The following is a 19,738-nucleotide window of genomic DNA, read 5'->3' as shown; positions in this document are numbered from 1 at the left end:
ACCTCAATGACTCATCTCATGGAAAAACCACTGACGAGCATCCCCTAGAATATATAAAGAACCACATACAGCAATGATATCACCATTCTTTGTATGTTTGTATGCTAAGGCTAACGCAGCCTCAACAGATTCTGCAGTTTGAGCCGTCACCTTAGGCACAGTACGGCGAATCACTTCAACCAAGCTCTCAGGTACCTCTGTTCTATCTGTTGGTGCAGGTACAACGAGGACTGTGTCGCCAGATTTAACCACTTCACGAATAATAGCCTCTTGGTCTTTATCTTTAAGGATAGCCATTACCACCGTTTTCGGTGTGTCCTTAAATAGTTCATTGTACGTCATGGCAAAAGACTCAGCCCCTGCCGCATTGTGAGCACCGTCAAATATAAAGGTACGATCTAAGCCTCGTTTAACTTCAAAGCGCCCCGCCCACGTAGTGCGGGCAAATCCTTCACGCATTGTTTCTTCACTGATGTTCGTATCCTCTTTCATCAACAGGCGTACGGCCATCAATGCACAAGCGAGGTTTACAGATTGATGAATGCCAGCCATCGTCGTAAACAACATAGCAGGTGCAGCATTGTTAGAACTAACCGTAATCATTTGACCACCCATTACAGCGCTGCGGCTATCAATACCAAAATCTTTATTAAAAACATAAAGCTTGGCATGTCGTTTTTTAGCTACGTCCTCAATGATATTAAGAGGTGTATCTTGTGCAGCTGTCACTACAGGCACCTTAGGTTTAATAATCCCCGCTTTATGGCGTGCAATTTCCTCGACAGTATCACCACAATATGCTTGATGATCTATTGTTACATTAGTAATAACAGATACTTTTGGAGTCACGATATTAGTAGAATCTAGTAAGCCCCCTAAACCAACTTCTACTACGGCATAGTCTACACCTTGCTCCTTAAAGAATAAAAATGCGGCAGCTGTTAATATTTCAAATTGTGTTGGCGCTTCTATTCCATTGTTAATAATAGTATCTACGGCAACCTTTACGCGACTAATTAATGTCCCAAAGGCTTCCTCTGTTATATTTCCATCATTAATTTGAATACGCTCCGTATAGGATTGAAGGTGAGGCGATGTAAATCGCCCCACCCGTAATCCACTTGTAAACAGTGCGTAGGAAATATATGAGGTAACCGAGCCCTTACCATTTGTACCTGTAACATGAACAATTTTATAATCTTCTTGTGGATTCCCTAACACATCCATAAGAGCCGTAATTCGTTCAAGGCCAGGTTTAATACCAAATGAAGATGCCTGCTCCAAATAGGCTAAGGCCTCCTGATATGTCATATAAACCTCCTATTATAAGGTTTCAAGGAACGCTTCACGTTCCAATAACGCTTGTTGTTTTTGTTTATATTCTTCTAACTTTTCTTTTTCTTTTGCTACTACAGCTTCAGGAGCTTTTGCTAAGAAGCCTTGGTTAGACAATTTACCTTCCAAACGAGAAATTTCTTTTTCCATTTGGATTTTTTCCTTTGCAATACGCTCTCTTTCTTTTTCACCGTCAATCAAGTCTTTAAGTAAGAGATATACTTCCATACCATTGACAACGGTTACAGTCGCATTTTCTGGTTTTGGATCATCGGTACCAAGAATTGTTACTTTCTCAGCCCAAGCCAATGTTACGAAGTAGTCACTATGTTCTGCTACAGTTTTAGCTAATGCTTCATCTGTTGGCGCTACGATAACCTCAGCTTTTTTACCTAAAGGCACATTCATTTCAGCACGCATGTTACGAATACCTTTGATAGCATCCATCATAACTTCCATTTGACGTGCTGCCCCTTCAAGATTATCGAATTTCAATGCTTCAGGCCATTTAGTAACAACGATGCTGTCCCCTTCGTGTGGCAAATGTTGCCAAATATGTTCAGTTACGAACGGCATGAATGGATGTAATAATTCGAGCATATGACGTAAGATTGTTACAAGTAAATATTGAACTGTACGACGATCACGTTCGTCGCGTTCACTATACAAACGAGGTTTCGCTAATTCAATGTACCAATCGCAGTACGTATTCCAAATGAAATCATATACGGAACTTGCCGCTTCACCAAGTTCGAATTTATCGAGATTAGATGTTACGCTTTGTACTGTTTCATTGTATTTTTGAACAATCCATTGGTCTGCTAATGTCAAATCATCTGCTGTTGGAACGAAACTTTCATCATAATTAGTAAGGTTCATCAATACAAATTTTGATGCATTCCAAATCTTATTGGCAAAGTTACGGTTAGCCTCAACACGTTCCATATAGAAACGCATATCGTTACCAGGTGTGTTGCCAGTTACAAGAGTAAAGCGCAATGCATCAGCACCATATTGGTCGATAACTTCAAGCGGATTAATACCATTGCCCAAAGATTTACTCATTTTACGGCCCTGGCTATCGCGAACAAGACCATGAATAAATACATGTTTAAATGGAATTTCATGTTCAAACTCAAGAGCCATAAAGATCATACGAGCAACCCAGAAGAAGATAATATCGTAACCAGTTACAAGCACACTTGTTGGATACCATTGTTTAAGTTCTGGAGTTTGCTTAGGCCAACCCATTGTGGCAAACGGCCATAAACCAGAGCTAAACCATGTATCAAGAACATCTGGATCTTGTGTAACATGACCGTGGCAATGAGGACATTCTGTAATATCTTCACGGCTAACGATAGTTTCACCACAGTCATCACAATACCATGCAGGAATGCGATGGCCCCACCACAATTGACGAGAAATCGTCCAATCGCGGATATTTTCAAGCCAGTTCACATATGTTTTTGTAAAACGTTCAGGAACGAACTCTACTTCGTGGTCTTTAACAACCTTAAGAGCGGGCTCTGCCAATGGTTTCATATCTACGAACCATTGTTTAGATACCATTGGTTCGATGATTGTATTACAACGGGAGCAATGACCTACTGCATGGTCATGATCATCAATTTTTTCAAGTAGGCCTAATTCTTTAAGTTCTGCTACTACTTGTTTACGCGCTTCTTCACGAGGTAAGCCATTAAATTTGCCAGCACCTTCATTCATTGTTGCATCATTGTTCATAACAACGATGGATTCCAAATTATGACGTTGGCCCATTTCAAAGTCATTAGGGTCATGAGCAGGTGTAATTTTTACACAGCCTGTACCGAAGCTAGCATCTACATAGTCATCGGCAATTACAGGAATTTCTCGATTAACAAATGGCAAGATCAATGTTTTACCAATGAGATCTTTATAACGATCATCATCAGGATTTACTGCTACTGCTACGTCACCAAACATTGTTTCTGGACGAGTTGTAGCAACAACAACAAAACGATTATCTTCACCTTTTACAGGATATTTAATATGCCATAAATGGCCATGTTCATCTTCATGCTCAACTTCAACATCAGATAACGCAGTGGCACAACGAGGACACCAGTTGATGATGCGTTCACCGCGATAGATCAAACCTTTTTCATAAAGACTTACAAATACTTCGCGCACTGCATGGTAATACCCTTCATCCAAAGTAAATCGCTCACGGTTCCAATCACAGGATGCGCCAAGGCTACGGATTTGTTTTACAATAGTATCACCATATTCTTTTTTCCATTCCCACACGCGCTCTACGAATTTTTCACGGCCCAAATCATAGCGAGATTTTCCTTCTTCTTTAGCAAGCATCTCTTCTACTTTGATTTGTGTAGCAATACCAGCGTGGTCTGTACCTGGCATCCACAATACATTGTAGCCTTGCATGCGTTTGAAACGGATGAGGATGTCTTGTAATGTGTTATCAAGGGCATGCCCCATATGCAACATACCAGTTACATTAGGAGGTGGTAATACGATACTAAATGGCTCTTTATTCGTGTCTACTTCTTCGTGAAAGTATCCTTGATTTTCCCAATAAGAATACCATTTGCCTTCTATTTCACCAGGATTATATGTGGTTAAATTTTCGTAGGTTTTCATCGTTCCTCCTAAAAGACTCCTTAGCGCTTCATAATTTTAGCCAATACAAATAGGCTTGTTTCATATAGCAATATCATAGGTAATGCAATCATCGTTTGCGAGAACATATCCGGTGTAGGTGAAATGACAGCACCTATGATAAAGGATATAAGAATAAATATCTTTCGCTTCGTTTTTAAAAAGCGTGATGTAATTAAGTTGAAATATCCCAAAATAATTAAGATCAACGGCAACTCAAAGATAAATCCAAAGGGCAGTACAAAGGATAATACAAAGTCCATATACTGACCAATAGAAAACATCGGCTGTAATTCATCTGTAGCAAAGCCCATAAAGAACCTCACTGCTGCAGGCAATACGAGAAAATAAGAAAATACAATACCTATCCCGAATAGACCAATTGCTACTGGTAAGATCCAGTTAGATAGCTGCTTTTCTCGCACAGTTAGTGCAGGCTTAACAAATAGCCAAATCTGATGCAATATAATGGGAGCGGCTATGACTAAGCCACCTACAACAGACACCTTCATATATGTAAAAAATGCTTCAGTAGGTCTCATATAATAGAGCTTGCCAGCCGGTTTTAGGAGTATTTCCAATAATAAGTCTACATAATAATAAGAAATACAAGTTCCCACAATAACTGCTACAGCTATTATAATCAATCGTTTTCGCAGCTCTGAAAGATGTCCTACAAGAGACAATTCCCTTGCTTCATCCATCATCTTCTGCTCTATAGCCGTATAAACTGGTTCATCTTCCACATCCTCAGGAATGTGTTGAGTTGCCACCTTATATCGTTCTTGCTCAGACTTTTGTTCTGCTTCACGCCGTTTTTGACGAACTACACTATCAAAAGAAGGTTTTTGCATGGGATATTCGAAATCCGATTTTGGTTCGAATGGTTCCATATTATACCTTTCTATCAGCCAGATTTTCTACAGCCATCACAAGAAATTCCTTCCCTGGGAAATCACGCACTGCAGCGAGTGCCGCTAGAGCATCTTTACAATATTTATCAGCTACAGCTAATGTATTATCAATTCCACCTTGAGCAATAACATAATCAATAATGTCTTGCTCATTACCACCATTATTTAAGCCTTTAATATCTTCAAGCAATTTATCTTTATTACCATCGTTAACGATGCTTAATAACGGATACGTCAATAGTCCCTCTCGAAGATCATTCCCTACAGGCTTTCCCGTTGTTTCCGCTGTTTCACGATAATCCATAATATCGTCTGTAATTTGGAATGCCATGCCTAATGCATGACCATATTTTTTCAACTCTATAATTTCATCCTCTTGCCAATCTCCTAAGAGACCACCAAGCTCCATACAGCCTTCCATGAAGTCTGCTGTTTTCTTTTGCGTCTTTGTCATATAACGCTCTATGCCTTGATCGATGCGATATACATCTTCCATTTGCATGAACTCACCTTCTACGAGGCATGTAATAATATGAGAGAATATTTGAAGATACTTCATATTCGTCATTTCAGATACGATTTTAAATGCTTTAGCAAATAAATAATCACCACTAAGGATAGCTACCTTATTACCTTTATGCATGTGAATTGTATCCTCCCCACGGCGAATTTCAGCTTGATCTAAAACATCGTCATGGATAAGTGTTGCTAAATGAAGCATTTCAACAGCCTCAGCAATTTTAATGCGTTGACGCTCTATAGATGTACCTGCATTAGCAATCAATAGACACAATTGAGCGCGCAAACGCTTACCACCTGCTGCTGATAACGGTCGAATCAGTGCATTGAAGTCCTCTGCACCGGTATTAAAAGATGATGCAAGAGACTCTTCGACATGCTCTAAATCTAGAGCAATGCGTTCCATAATCTCTAATTCGTTCGTTTGACTCATGCTTCATCTCCTACCAAAATTTTATTGATTCGTTGTTGTAAAAGCTCACGCCCAGTATGCTTTAAAGAGCTGTACAAAATCGGCGGGGTAGCCGTTGGATATAGCTCTTTAATAATAGACAAGTTTGCAGACTTTTCTTTAGCCGTCAATTTATCGGCCTTGGTCACTACAATTTGTAACGGAACACCAGCTTCGACGAGCCAATCAAAGGCCACCTTATCAATGGCCATTTCAGGATGGCGACCATCGATAAGTAAACACAACAACATCAATCGTTCAGAATGTAAAATATAATCGGCAATAAAGGAAGACCACAGATTGCGGTTTCCTTTATTTGTCTTTGCAAAACCATAACCAGGAAGGTCAACGAGAAACCAGTTATATCTGCGTTCCTCGGTTTCAGAAATATCCTCTTTTGATTCAATATCAAAGTAGTTTATCGTCTTAGTCTTACCTGGCTGACCACTAACGAGGGCTAACCCACGATAGTTACATAAAGAATTAATCAACGAAGACTTGCCCACATTAGAGCGTCCAAGGAAGGCGATTTCTACAGTATCCCCTTCAGGATATTGATCCGCCTTCACACAGGAAGTATTATATTTTGCAGCTATAATACGAGGCCCCTTTGGTTCTTTTCGTGTATATTGTGGTTTTGGGCCCATTGGTTTAGTGGATTTTTTCTTCTTTTGCATTACACAAGTGCCTTTGCTAATACTTCATCCATTGTCTTAACTGGCGTAATGATGAGGCCTTCTTTCACAATGTCAGGTAATTCTGCAATATCCTTTTCATTGCCTTTTGGAATCAACACCTCTTTTATACCATGAGACAAGGCTGCTAATAATTTTTCTTTTAAGCCGCCTATTGGTAATACACGGCCACGCAATGTGATTTCACCAGTCATGGCAATATCAGAACGAACCTTGCGGTTAGTCAAAATAGATACCATAGCTAATGTCATTGTAATACCTGCAGAAGGACCATCTTTAGGGGTTGCCCCTTCTGGCAAGTGAACGTGAATATCAAGCTTTTTATAAAAATCTTCTTCAATCTTTAAAGCTTTTGCATTATGGCGAATATAACTCATAGCCGCTTGACCAGACTCTTGCATAACCTTGCCGAGACTACCAGTTAAAGCCAATTTACCGGTACCATTCATAGTTGTAGCTTCACATGGTAATACTACACCACCAACAGATGTCCAAGCTAATCCATTTACATAGCCAACTTGTGCTTTCTTTTCTCGCTCTTGGTCAACAAAGATTGGTGCGCCTAAGAATTCGTGAAGATTCTTAGTAGTGACTTTTGGTGCGTCTCCGCCTTCTTCAACTACTTTGAAAGCAATCTTACGGCAAATCTTAGCAATTGTTTTCTCTAAAGTACGAACACCTGCTTCGCGAGTATATTCGGAAATTACCTTTCTTAACACAGCATCAGATAATTTAACCTTGTAATCTTCAAGGCCATTTTTCTTAATTTGCTTAGGTGTTAAGTAACGCTTAGCAATTTCTAGTTTTTCTTCTTCCATATAGCTGGACAACTCAATAATTTCCATACGATCTAACAATGGACCAGGAATATTAGATGCTACATTAGCCGTAGTAATCCAGAAAACTTCAGAGAAGTCGAACGGTACTTCGATAAAGTGATCACTAAATGTGCTATTTTGTTCTGGATCCAATACTTCTAATAACGCTGAAGATGGATCGCCTTTATAATCAGATGCTAATTTATCAATTTCATCCAATAAAAATACAGGATTCTTAGTACCTACATTTTTTAACCCCTGAATCATACGACCAGGTAAAGCACCAATATAAGTACGTCGATGTCCACGAATTTCAGCTTCATCACGAACACCACCTAAGGATGCACGGATAAACTTACGATTCATTGCTTTAGCAATAGAGGTAGCCAAAGAGGTTTTACCAACGCCTGGTGGGCCTACTAAACAAAGAATAGAGCCACTATTTTTACCGGTTAATTTACGAACCGCTAAAAATTCTAAAATGCGTTTCTTAACCTTTTCAAGGCCATAATGATCGGCCTCGAGCATAGCATAAGCGCCCTTGATATCTAAACGGTCTTCCGTTAATTCGTTCCACGGTAATGCCAATACCCAATCTAAGTAGTTGCGCAAAATTGTTGCTTCCGGCATCAATTGAGGCATGCGGCTGTAACGAGAAATTTCTTTATCAATACGCGTATGTACGTCTTCACTTAGGTTAAGTGCTTTTAACTTAACTCGTAGTTCTTCTGCCTCCTCCTCGGGATCTCCTTTATCACCCAACTCATCGTGGATAACGCGGATTTTTTCGCGCAAGAAATATTCCTTCTGCGCTTTTTCCATAGATTGACGCACTTGATTATTGATGGAATTTTCCAAATCAGAGATTTGTAATTCCATATTTAAAATGCCTACAATCATGTTAAGACGACGAGCCACAGATAATTCTTCAAGTAACTCTTGACGTTTCAAATTATTAATAGGCAATAGAAATGCAACTTGGTCAGCTAATTCACAAGGATTGCGTAATTCCATAACGCGCGTTACACCTTCATCAGTAACTGATTTAGCTTCTTCTGCCCATTCGCCAAATTTAGCTTGAACCAAACGACGATAAGCTTCAAGCTCTACATCGTCTTCAAATTCAGACGCCACTCGTTCATAGTCTCCTATATAATAAGGGTCCATGCTAGTAATATTCATAAGACGAATACGAGTGATGCCCTCTACAAGAACACGTACTATACCACCTGGTAAGCGCAACATTTGTTTAATTTTTACTAATGTACCCATTTGGGCTAAATCATGAACTGTTGGCGCATCTACAGCATCATCTTTTTGAGTTACGACGGCTAAAATGCGGTCCTCATTCATTGCGGCTTCCACCGCCTTAATGGATTTGTCTCGACCGATATCGAGGTGAATCACGATATTCGGGTATACTACCATGCCTCTGAGAGGTACGGTAGGGATCCCAACTTCGAGTAAATTCATACTTCCTCCAGGTATATATATTATGAAAAGAAACTCATTCCTACACAGAAATGAGTTTCTTCGAATTACGATTTCAACTGGATGTCTTGGTCTGCCTCATTTTTGAGTATAGGTTCACCTGTGCTTAATACGGATTCACGATTCACAATGCACTTAGTTACTTCCGGCATGGAAGGAACCTCAAACATTACACGTTTCATCACCTTTTCAATGATAGCACGCAAACCACGAGCACCTGTTTTTCGCTGTAAAGCTTCATCAGCGATTTCTTCTAATGCATCTTCAGTGAAAGTTAATTCTACACCATCAAGGGATAGAATTTTTTCATATTGTTTTGTTAATGCATTTTTAGGCTTTGTCAAAATTTGAATTAACGCATCTCTGTCTAATTGATCTAATGTCACCATTACTGGCAAACGTCCAATAAACTCAGGAATCAAGCCAAATTTTAATAAATCTTCAGGTACAACATCTTTTAAGATAGCCGATACATTGCGTTCTTCTTTACGCTGTACATCTGCACCAAAGCCAAGTGTTTTCTTAGCGGTACGCTTAGTAATAACCTTATCCATACCATCAAATGCACCACCACAAATAAAGAGAATATTCGTAGTGTCAATTTGAAGCATTTCTTGATTAGGATGCTTCCTACCACCTTGTGGGGGAACAGAAGCGACAGTACCTTCTAAGATTTTGAGTAATGCTTGTTGTACGCCTTCACCAGACACATCACGTGTAATGGAAGGGTTCTCAGACTTACGAGCAATCTTATCAATTTCATCGATATAGATAATGCCACGTTCAGCCCGAGCTATATCATAATCTGCAGCTTGGATAATTTTGAGTAAGATGTTTTCTACATCTTCCCCTACATACCCAGCCTCAGTTAAGCTTGTAGCATCTGCAATAGCAAATGGTACTTCTAGCATTTTCGCTAAGGTTTGAGCCAATAGTGTTTTACCACTACCAGTAGGACCAATGAATAAAACATTAGCCTTTTGTAATTCTACGTCATCAACTACATTATCTGTTTGTAAACGTTTGTAGTGATTATATACAGCCACGGCTAAGGAGATTTTAGCATCATCTTGACCAATGACATATTCGTCAAGATGAGCTTTAATTTCTCTAGGCGTTGGCAATTCTTTTAAATTAAAGTCGTCCGTCTCAACCGCACCCAACTCATCTGCAATGATGCGTTCACAAACTTCAACGCATTCATCACAAATATACACGTTAGGCCCCGCCACTAATTTGCGGACTTCCTCGCTTGTGCGTCCACAAAAACTGCAGCGCATAGTGTCTTTATCTTTTGCCAAGGGGCGCCTCCATTACTTGCTTTCTACAGGTTCTCTTGTGAGCACCTCATCAATTAAGCCGTATTCAACGGCATCCTGAGCACTCATGAAGTTATCGCGGTCTGTATCGCGAGCTACTACTTCAATATCTTGTCCACTGCGAGAAGCTAAGATACCATTTAACTCTTCACGCATGCGAAGAATCTCACGGGCATGGATTTCAATTTCAGATGCTTGTCCTTGTACACCACCTAATGGTTGGTGAATCATGATGCGCGCATGAGGCAATGCATATCGTTTACCTTTAGTGCCAGCTGTTAAAAGCACAGCGCCCATGCTCGCTGCAGAGCCTACACAAATAGTAGACACATCTGGTTTAATATATTGCATCGTATCATAAATAGCCATACCTGCGGTTACAACACCGCCAGGGCTATTGATGTACAAATGGATATCCTTATCAGGATCCTCTGCTTCTAGGAATAACATTTGCGCAATAACCGCATTTGCCACATTATCATCGATGGGGCCACCAAGGAAAATAATGCGATCCTTTAACAAGCGAGAGTAAATATCATAGGAACGCTCTCCGCGTTCACCTTGTTCAACTACGATTGGTACATACATGTAATCACCTTTTCATGTACCCAGTTGAGCAAACTATTATTCAGCCGCTTCAGCGCCTTTTGCATTATCAATAATGAATCGAGCTGCTTTTTTGCGAGCTACAGAGCCTGCCAACATAGCTACACGACCTTCTTTTGCAATAATATCCCAAACTTCTTTAGGAGCTGCCCCAAAGTTTTGAGCCATAATGAAGATTTCACGGTTCATATCATCTGGAGTTACTTCGATACCTTCAGCAGTTGCAATAGCATCCAATACTAAATCAGCGCGTACGTTTTCAGCTGCGGAATCTTTGTATTCAGAGCGTAAATCTTCGATAGTTTTATTGGAGAATTTCAAGTAGTCATCAAGTTTCAAGCCACGGCCTTCCATATTCATAGCCAATTCTTGAATCATTTGTTCTACGCGATCTTTAATCATTACTTCTGGGATTTCTACAGTTGCATTTTTAACAGCTGTTTGAATCAAGTCAGCATTGTAAGTATCGATTGCACGACGGGAAGCTTCTTCCTCCATTTTAGTGCGAAGATCTTTTTTCAATTCTTCAATAGTTTCGTAAGAGCTTGCTTCTTTTGCGAATTCATCATTCAATTCAGGCAATTCTTTACGTTTAATATCATGGATATGAGTTTTGAATTCTGCTTCTTTACCAGCAAGTTCTGCTACGAAGTAGTCTTCAGGGAATGTTACTTTTACAGTTACATCATCACCAGCTTTAGCGCCAATCAATTGATCTTCGAAGCCAGGAATGAAGCTACCAGAACCGATTTGTAATGGATAGGATTTACCTTCACCACCATCAAAAGGTTTACCATCAACGGAACCAGCAAAGTCGATTACTGCGAAGTCATCTTTTTGAATTGTAGCGCCTTCTTCAGCAACAACCATTTTTGCTTGTTGTTCACGAATATTGTTCAACTGTTCTTCGATTTGTTCATCAGATACTGTAGCATCTTGTTTATCTGCTTCTAAGCCTTTGTAATCGCCAAGTTTAACTTCAGGGCGTTTAGTTACAGTAGCTTTGAAAATCAAATCTTTGCCTTCTTCGAATTGTTCGCGTTCGATTTCAGGTTCAGATACAGGCACGATATCATTTTCACGAAGTGCAGCACTATAGTTTTGGCTAGCCAATACTTCAAACGCTTCTTCCAAGATAGCTTCTTTACCGAAGTTCATTTCCAAAATACGGCGAGGCGCATGTCCTTTGCGGAAGCCAGGGATGTTCACTTGACCTGCAATGCGTTTTACAGCTTGTTTAATGCCCTTATCTACTTCTGCTGCAGGTACTTCAATAGTTAACGTTACTACGTGTTGATCAACAGGATTTACAGTTGCTTTCATTTAAAATATGTCCTCCTCGAAGGGCAATATGCCCAAATTTCTGTAGTATATTATGCACTCCTAATAATAACATAAATGCAAGGTCAATGCAATTCTTCTCAATATACACTAAAAGACCACCCCAAAACGGGTGGTCTTTACATATTTAACATAATTATGCCAATTAGTTATCTTTAGCAATCAATTTGATAATGTCCCGACGAGACAAAATTCCAATCAAACGGTACTCTTTATCTACAACTGGCACATTTTTCAAATGTTGGTCAAGCATAACAGATACAATTTCTTCTACATCTTTATCCGGTGTGGTTGTAATTACTTCATCAGTCATCAACTCATGAACGTGAGATGCCAATAATTTTTTAAATTGAGCATTGTATTCACCGATGCCATTGTAATAGATGCTAGCGCCTAATACATTAACATAATGAGGCACATGAGGACGTACTTTTTTATAAAGTAAATCACCTTCAGAGATAATACCTAACAACTTATTATCATCATCCACTACGGACACAGCTGTTAAATTATATTTAACCAATAAATCAACTACATCAGAAATCGGCGCATCTTTGCCAACAGTAACAGGGTATTTATTCATTACTTCTTGGATTTTCATAGTGAATTCCTCCTTACAAATACATCTTGCTTTATTATACTATTCGCCACAATATAATAAAACTCCTTTTTTCTGAAAGTATTATACAAATAATTTTTAAGTCTACGTCTTTTACCAATGATAAGGTTCATTACGATTGATTTTTGATGCTCGATAAATTTGTTCTACAAGTAGCAATCGAACCATTTGATGAGTAAAAGTCATAGGGCTAAAAGATAATTTATAATTTACAGCCTGACGTAATATATCACTCACCCCAAAGGCACCACCAATAATGAAAGCCATATCGCTAACACCATCCACCTCAAGCTTAGATACCGTCTTAGCGAGTTCTTCAGAGGACATTGGTTTGCCATACACGTCAAGTAATACGGTATACGCATTTTTAGGGACCGCTTTTAATAAACGGTCTCCTTCTTCTGCAACGACTTGTTTGCGATCCGCATTACTCGGCTTATCTCCAATTTTACTTTCATTCAGCTCTGTAATTGTAATGCCACCATAGGGGCGCATGCGTTTCACAAACTCTGCTACGCCCTCACGTAAATAAACATCCTTCAATTTGCCGATACAGACTACATAAAATCTCATTTTTACCTCTTCACAGATTGGATGGACACAATTTCATTAGGCTGACCATGTTGTAACTTCATTTCAGGTCCAATACGAACACCACCATCAACAAGCATTTTGCCAATAGTTTGGGTAACAAGGACAGAGTTATTATTATTTTCAGAACGATGGGCCAATATAACTTGCATAAAATCAGGACGTTTCATCATGAGTAGTGCTTGCGCAGCCATTTCATTACTCAAATGACCTTCATCACTAGCCACCCTTTGTTTCAAAAACGGCTGATATGGTCCGAATCGCAACATATGAGGATCATAATTCGCCTCTAGCACTAACAGAGTCGTATCATCAATTCTACGTAAAATATCATCTGAAATCACGCCTGTATCAGTGACAATAGTTGCCTTATCGTTCCCAGCAAACACATTTATACCAATTGGATCAGCCGCATCATGACTTACCGAAAAAGGTTCCACAATTAGACTCCCCAACGTCAAACTGCCCTTTGTAAGCTCGATTAATCGATTCTTTGGCACGATTAACTTATCTTGGATTTCACGCCAGGTGCCTTGCTTCGTATACACAGGAATATCAAATCGTTTTAGTAATTGTTGTAGTCCCGCAATGTGATCACTATGTTCATGACTGACAAATATACCCTCTACCTGTGCCATATCAATTTGTAATTCTTTTAACCCATTGACAATGCGTCGACAACTGATGCCTACATCATGTAATATGACGGAGTTCCCTTTTTTTATCACTGTACAATTGCCCTTACTACCACTGGCAAGGACATGGACCTCCAACGATGAGGATTCACTCATCAAAACACTCCATATACTTAATCATAAATCTATTATTTCTGTAAAAGTCAATAGCTTAGTTATTTAGTTAAATATTGTATTAACTCATTTAAATTCAAGCTATTATTACGTTCTTTCAGATAATTTAGTCAAACGCTCTACAAAGTACGACATATTAGCCTCAATATCTGATCCTCGACGGAACATGTCACCGCCAACGAGGAACATAGTATCATTTCCGTACAGCTCAACGAGTTCATTAAGACGAGCATCTGTAACACCACCACCCGGTGCCGGGCAAGCTGCTTTCATCAAACCTAATGGCTGTTTAATGTAAGAGGAAATCCTCTTGCATTGTTCCTCTGTAAAAGTAAAGCGTCCACCATAAGATACGAAAATTGGCATATCAGCCCCAAAGATACGAGGTAATAAACCTAGTTGTAAATAGTCAGCTACTCCAGATACACCAGGGCTTACAAATCCACCAGAATAAGCTGGATGATGAATAATGGGCAATCGTAAGTTTTCATCAGTAGCTAATTTGTGTAACCAACCGAAACCAACGAGACCTGCAGCCACCATGAGAGCTGTAGCACCAGCCTCTTTGGCAAAATAAGCGCGTTCTAACACATCTGTACCATCACCTGATACGTTTGCAGCATATAAAGTATGTGTACCATGTACAGCATTCATTTCCTGTACCATAGCAGCACATCGTTTTACACGATCTTTATATTGAGAGAAGGACTGATTAGAAATACCATGATCATCCTTTATGACATCTGCACCACCACGTGTGTAAGCGCCACACATACGAGCCAATTCTACATTCGGTGTGCCCATCGGCTTTACAACGGCTTGAATCATTGGACGCGTCGGGGTTTCCACTAATCGACGAATTCCTTGTAAGCCAAATTGTGGTCCCTTAAACACATCGTAAAGTGTTGGACATAGTTCAATATCTACTACCCAAATATGTGGCTGTAACGAAGAATTACCAAAGACAACATTTAAAAATTGTGTAGCCTCTAAGGCCGTGGTATCTACGTGATATGAAATACGAGCCAAATAGTAACGAGAGGTGTCAATTACAGCATTTGGCATCACACCTACATTGATATAAGGAGAGTCTTCTACTATAGGTTCAAGAGATTCTAGTCGACCAGTAATAGTTTCTTTAATGTATGGATCCGTTACAAACTCATAAGGAAATTCTATAGTTTGCTCCACTTGAACAGCCCAAGCAATTGATTTTGCTTCTTCATATGTACTCGCTTCTATTCTATATGTAACTATAAATCGCTCGTCTTTCATAATGCGTCTCCTTTGCAATAATATTATTTAATTATATACCAAAGTAGTATACGATTCCATAAAAAAAGACCTCACTCCAAATCAGAGTGAGATCTTTTTAACAAACGAAACCATATATATTGATGTTTTACCTATACTAACAAGGTTTCTACTGTGAGAGACAATACATATAATCGCATGAGAGTAAACTCGTCTAACTATATCTTATTGGTAGAAATGTTTAGGATAACCTTTGAATCGTGTGAAGTGGCGATATTTACGAGTCGCACGATTAGGTTCGTTAACAGTTTTATAACCAAAACCATTAAACATTACATTTAAAATAACAGCTACTATACTACCAGCTGTGATACCAGATTTCAACAGAATTTGAGCCCATGCTGGAAAGTGTGTATAGAATTGAGGTGCTGCAAGAGGAATCATGGATACCCCAATACTAATGGCAACTAGCATCAGGTTATAGTTACCATCGAAACTAACTTTACCAAGAGAACGAATCCCACTGGCGATAATCATGCCGAACATAGCAATCCCTGCGCCCCCTAGTACAGCATTTGGAATACAAGCTACGATAGCGGCTAATTTAGGGAAAAGGCCTAATAAAATTAAAATTACACCAGATGCTGCTACAACGAAACGACTCTTAACACGTGTTACAGCAATAAGACCTACGTTTTGAGCAAATGCTGTATACGGAAAACTATTAAGGATACCACCAATAATAGTAGACAAGCCATCCGCGCGAAGTACCGCAGCCAATTCATTTTGACCAATAGGTTTATCTACAATTTCACCTACCGCAATACTATCACCAGTTGTTTCTACCATAACTACGAGCATTACAATAATCATAGATACAATAGAAGCAAAGTCAAAGGTTGGAAGACCAAAATAGAATGGTGTTACAACAGAAATCCATTGAGAACGTCCTACCTCTGAAAAATCTGTAATACCAACAATCATAGCTAAGGCTGTACCGAGAATAAGGCCAACTAAGATTGCCAAATTACCAAGGAAACCTTTACCAAATCGATAAGTTAATATAACGAGAACAAATGTAGCTACACCAAGAGCTATGTATAGTGGATCGCCAAAGTTTTTATTGCCTACGCCACCCCCCATCCAGTTAACAGCTACTGGCATCAAGTTGATACCAATAATAGTAATGATAGTACCTGTTACTACAGGTGGGAATAGCCGAATCAAACGACTGAAAAATGGTGCCACAAGGAATGTAAAGAGACCAGCTACGATAATCGCACCGTAAATCGTATTGATATCATGCTGTTGACCAATCATAATCATAGGGCCTACAGAAGCAAATGTAACACCTTGAATAAGAGGAATACGCCCGCCAACTGATCCGAATCCTAATGTTTGAATCAATGTAGCTACACCACATGTAAATAAGTCAGCTGTAATCAAACGAATTAAATCTTCAATTGGCAAATGCATAGCTTGTGCAATAATAATTGGTACAGCTACTGCCCCAGCATACATAGCCAGAACGTGCTGTAAACCATAAGCGAATAACTGCGGGATTGGCAGCATACCATCTACATGGTCGACACCAGATGCACCTTTACTCATAAGAATCACCTCATATCTTACGTTTTAGTTACTAGTTAAACAATATAGTCATACTATCGTACATGATAGAGTTTAGAAATCTCATCGACTTCACGTGGGAACCTTGATGGCTAGGGGCAAAAGCCCCTACCATTAAGCAAATATTCTATTTTTTATAACCTGTATGTTTAATCGGCAAGGACCTACGTGGTTCTCCGTCGATACGACGATACGCATTTGCAATAGCCGGTGCAATCGGAATGCTAGAGATTTCGCCAATACCTTTAGCACCGTATGCATATTGTTCTGGTGTCCCTTTTTCGATAAGACTTACATGAATTGGAGGACATTGGGTAGCTCTAAGAAGTCCTAGCGTACCGTATTTAGATGTTACATACCCTTCTTTATAAGGGAAGTCTTCTGTAACGGCATACCCCATTCCCATAATGGCACCACCTTCGGCCTGACCTGTACAGGATTGAGGGTTCACTACACGACCTACATCGTATGCTACATGTAAATTAGCAACCTTATTGTCTTCACCAATTGTTGCTACACATGCACCATAACCATAGGCAACGTGATTTTTTGGATGCGATTTATCAGAATTAAATGGATCTGTTTCACCGAGAAACTCTTCATAAATCTCTACGCCATTCAGTTCTTCTAATGTTTTAGTATCTAACATTTCTTTTAAGCGAAGACTTGCTTTACGCGTTGCTTCACCGGTAAAGAGCGTTTGGCGAGATGCAGTAGTTGTACCAGAATCTGGTGTACGTACTGTATCAGGTCGTTCTACAAATACTTTATCCGCCGTTAAGCCTGTCGTTTCACAAAGTACTTGTGTTGCCATAGTAGCCATGCCTTGACCAATACAAGCGGCACCCGTACGAATACGAACTTTACCATCACGTACTTCTAAAATAACGCGACCCGTATCAGGTAGTCCTACACCAATACCACTATTTTTCAAACATACCGCAAGGCCAGTACGATCAGAGGCATAATATGCATCTTTTACAGCTTCCAAACATTCTACTAAAGCGGTTTCTTTGGAACAAATTTGGCCGTTTGGTAATGAGTCACCAGGGCGTACAACATTTTTGTAGCGGAATTCCCAAGGATCCATGCCTACCAACGCAGCTAATTCATCAATATTTTGCTCTTGACCAAAGATAGTTTGTGTTACGCCAAACCCACGGAATGCACCACCAGGAACAGTATTTGTATAAACACATACACCATCAAAGGCAAAATTATCAAAGTGATAAGGGCCACAAGAATGAGTACCAGCACGTTGAAGTACAGGACCACCTAAAGATGCATACGCGCCACAATTAGAAACGATATTTACCTTACTTGCTACCAAATTACCTTCCGCATCACAAGCTGTTGTAATATCCATTTCCATCGCATGACGTTTAGTATGAATATTGAGACTTTCTTGACGGGAGAAAAGTACCTTAGTTGGTTTTCCTGTAAGCCAAGCTACGAGTGATGCATGATGTTGTACGGTCATATCTTCTTTACCACCAAAGCCACCACCTACGAGCATGCTATGAACCTTTACAGCCTCATTCGGAATACCAAGCATACGAGCAACTTCACGACGATCATCATAAACATTTTGGCTACCTGAATGCAGATGAATTTCATCACCCTCACGATATGCAACGGCACATTCTGGTTCCATAAATGCATGGTCGGTTTGAGGTGTGGAATAATGATTTGTTACTACAAAAGCAGCCTCTGCAATAGCCTTATCTACATCGCCACGAGATAATGTTTGACGAGATAATACATTTCCCTCTGGATGTAACTGAGGAGCATCTGGTTTTAGTGCTTCCAATGGATCTAGTACGGGTTCTAATTCAGTATAATCAACTTCAACTAGAGCCAATACTTCGTCTAAGTATTTCTTTTCTGTAGTTGCAACAAGTGCAATTGCATCGCCTACATAACGTGTAATATCACCTTCGGCGATAAGTACATCCCAATCCGGTACTAAATGACCAGTCTTATTGAATGGTACATCCTTAGCAGTCAATGCCGTTACACATGCTGGATGTTCAAGAGCTTTAGACACATCAACACGATCAACTCTAGCTCGTGGGTATTTAGAACGCAATGCTTTGGCATAAATCATGCCATCCATATAGATATCATCAGAGTATTGTCCAGTACCTAATGCTTTTTCCTCAGCATCTACACGGTGTAAACGAGCGCCTACATTACCATTTGTATCCTTTTCTGGAACTGGTAAGTTCTCACGGAACATTTTTGCAGCTAGCATAATGCCCTCTTCAATTTTTACATAGCCTGTACAACGGCAAATATTACCTAATATCGCCTTTTTAACATCGTCAGGTGTAGGGTCATTATTTTCGTCAATCAATACTTTTGCACTAATAATCATACCTGGTATACAGAAACCACACTGCACCGCTCCGCATTCACCAAAAGCATAGGTGTATACTGCTTTTTCTCGTTCAGATAAACCTTCAATCGTGACAATTGATTTACCGTCTAATTGAGATAGTTTGCTTACACAAGCCTTTGCTTTTTTTCCGTCTATAATTACTGTACACGTACCACATGCACCAGCACTACAACCTTCTTTAGTGCCCGTCAACTTTAAATCAGCTCGCAAGAAATCAATTAAACGTTGATCCTCTTGAACCTCATATTGGGTGCCATTCACTTGAAAGCGGTACATATATAG

Annotated in this window: 15 protein-coding genes; all 15 read right to left on the bottom strand. The window is 39.6% G+C overall.

Going from position 1 to position 19,738, the window contains the following annotated elements; genetic code table 11:
* Positions 1-3: 3 nt before the first annotated feature.
* On the bottom strand, positions 4-1,311 hold the full coding sequence (locus FNLLGLLA_RS03345) for a bifunctional folylpolyglutamate synthase/dihydrofolate synthase (RefSeq protein WP_101928843.1): 1,308 nt from the start codon (positions 1,309-1,311) through the stop codon (positions 4-6).
* A 12-nt stretch (positions 1,312-1,323) separates the two neighbouring features.
* Positions 1,324-3,981 carry a valine--tRNA ligase gene (locus FNLLGLLA_RS03340; RefSeq protein ID WP_156697638.1) on the bottom strand — a complete coding sequence of 886 codons (2,658 nt, stop codon included), beginning with the start codon at positions 3,979-3,981 and terminating at the stop codon, positions 1,324-1,326.
* Positions 3,982-4,001: 20 nt separating this feature from the next.
* Positions 4,002-4,892 carry a twin-arginine translocase subunit TatC gene (gene tatC, locus FNLLGLLA_RS03335; RefSeq protein ID WP_101928841.1) on the bottom strand — a complete coding sequence of 297 codons (891 nt, stop codon included), beginning with the start codon at positions 4,890-4,892 and terminating at the stop codon, positions 4,002-4,004.
* Position 4,893: 1 nt separating this feature from the next.
* Positions 4,894-5,865, bottom strand: a complete 972-nt coding sequence (locus tag FNLLGLLA_RS03330; protein WP_156697639.1) for a polyprenyl synthetase family protein — start codon at positions 5,863-5,865, stop codon at positions 4,894-4,896.
* Complete coding sequence (yihA, locus tag FNLLGLLA_RS03325) at positions 5,862-6,560, bottom strand: ribosome biogenesis GTP-binding protein YihA/YsxC (protein ID WP_024062006.1); 699 nt, start codon at positions 6,558-6,560, stop codon at positions 5,862-5,864. Before yihA ends, FNLLGLLA_RS03330 begins: the two co-directional genes overlap by 4 nt.
* Entirely contained in the window at positions 6,560-8,869 is a 2,310-nt protein-coding gene (gene lon / locus FNLLGLLA_RS03320) for an endopeptidase La (protein ID WP_156697640.1), read from the bottom strand. Before lon ends, yihA begins: the two co-directional genes overlap by 1 nt.
* Before the next feature lie 65 nt (positions 8,870-8,934).
* A complete protein-coding gene (gene clpX, locus FNLLGLLA_RS03315) occupies positions 8,935-10,188 on the bottom strand; it encodes an ATP-dependent protease ATP-binding subunit ClpX (protein ID WP_008601448.1) in 1,254 nt (417 codons plus the stop codon).
* A gap of 12 nt (positions 10,189-10,200) precedes the next feature.
* A complete protein-coding gene (gene clpP, locus FNLLGLLA_RS03310; RefSeq protein ID WP_004696517.1) occupies positions 10,201-10,794 on the bottom strand; it encodes an ATP-dependent Clp endopeptidase proteolytic subunit ClpP in 594 nt (197 codons plus the stop codon).
* Positions 10,795-10,830: 36 nt separating this feature from the next.
* Positions 10,831-12,135 carry a trigger factor gene (gene tig, locus FNLLGLLA_RS03305; protein WP_174892256.1) on the bottom strand — a complete coding sequence of 435 codons (1,305 nt, stop codon included), beginning with the start codon at positions 12,133-12,135 and terminating at the stop codon, positions 10,831-10,833.
* Between the two features lie 163 nt (positions 12,136-12,298).
* On the bottom strand, positions 12,299-12,754 hold the full coding sequence (locus tag FNLLGLLA_RS03300; protein WP_174892255.1) for a CBS domain-containing protein: 456 nt from the start codon (positions 12,752-12,754) through the stop codon (positions 12,299-12,301).
* Between the two features lie 111 nt (positions 12,755-12,865).
* A complete protein-coding gene (gene rlmH, locus FNLLGLLA_RS03295; RefSeq protein WP_077708586.1) occupies positions 12,866-13,345 on the bottom strand; it encodes a 23S rRNA (pseudouridine(1915)-N(3))-methyltransferase RlmH in 480 nt (159 codons plus the stop codon).
* Between the two features lie 2 nt (positions 13,346-13,347).
* Positions 13,348-14,154: an MBL fold metallo-hydrolase gene (locus tag FNLLGLLA_RS03290; RefSeq protein ID WP_156697641.1), complete on the bottom strand. Its 807-nt coding sequence runs from the start codon at positions 14,152-14,154 to the stop codon at positions 13,348-13,350.
* A gap of 105 nt (positions 14,155-14,259) precedes the next feature.
* Entirely contained in the window at positions 14,260-15,447 is a 1,188-nt protein-coding gene (locus FNLLGLLA_RS03285) for a RuBisCO large subunit C-terminal-like domain-containing protein (RefSeq protein WP_077708587.1), read from the bottom strand.
* Between the two features lie 204 nt (positions 15,448-15,651).
* On the bottom strand, positions 15,652-17,037 hold the full coding sequence (locus FNLLGLLA_RS03280) for a nucleobase:cation symporter-2 family protein (protein ID WP_021148373.1): 1,386 nt from the start codon (positions 17,035-17,037) through the stop codon (positions 15,652-15,654).
* 145 nt (positions 17,038-17,182) lie between these two features.
* Positions 17,183-19,732, bottom strand: coding sequence for a selenium-dependent xanthine dehydrogenase (xdh, locus tag FNLLGLLA_RS03275; RefSeq protein WP_004696528.1), 2,550 nt, complete (start codon positions 19,730-19,732; stop codon positions 17,183-17,185).
* Positions 19,733-19,738 lie beyond the last annotated feature (6 nt).

The organism is Veillonella parvula (assembly GCF_902810435.1).
In the GTDB taxonomy this organism is placed as follows: Bacteria; Bacillota; Negativicutes; order Veillonellales; family Veillonellaceae; genus Veillonella.
The sequence above is the reverse complement of the archived record's forward strand: the minus strand, read 5'-3'. Positions and strand labels throughout refer to the sequence as shown.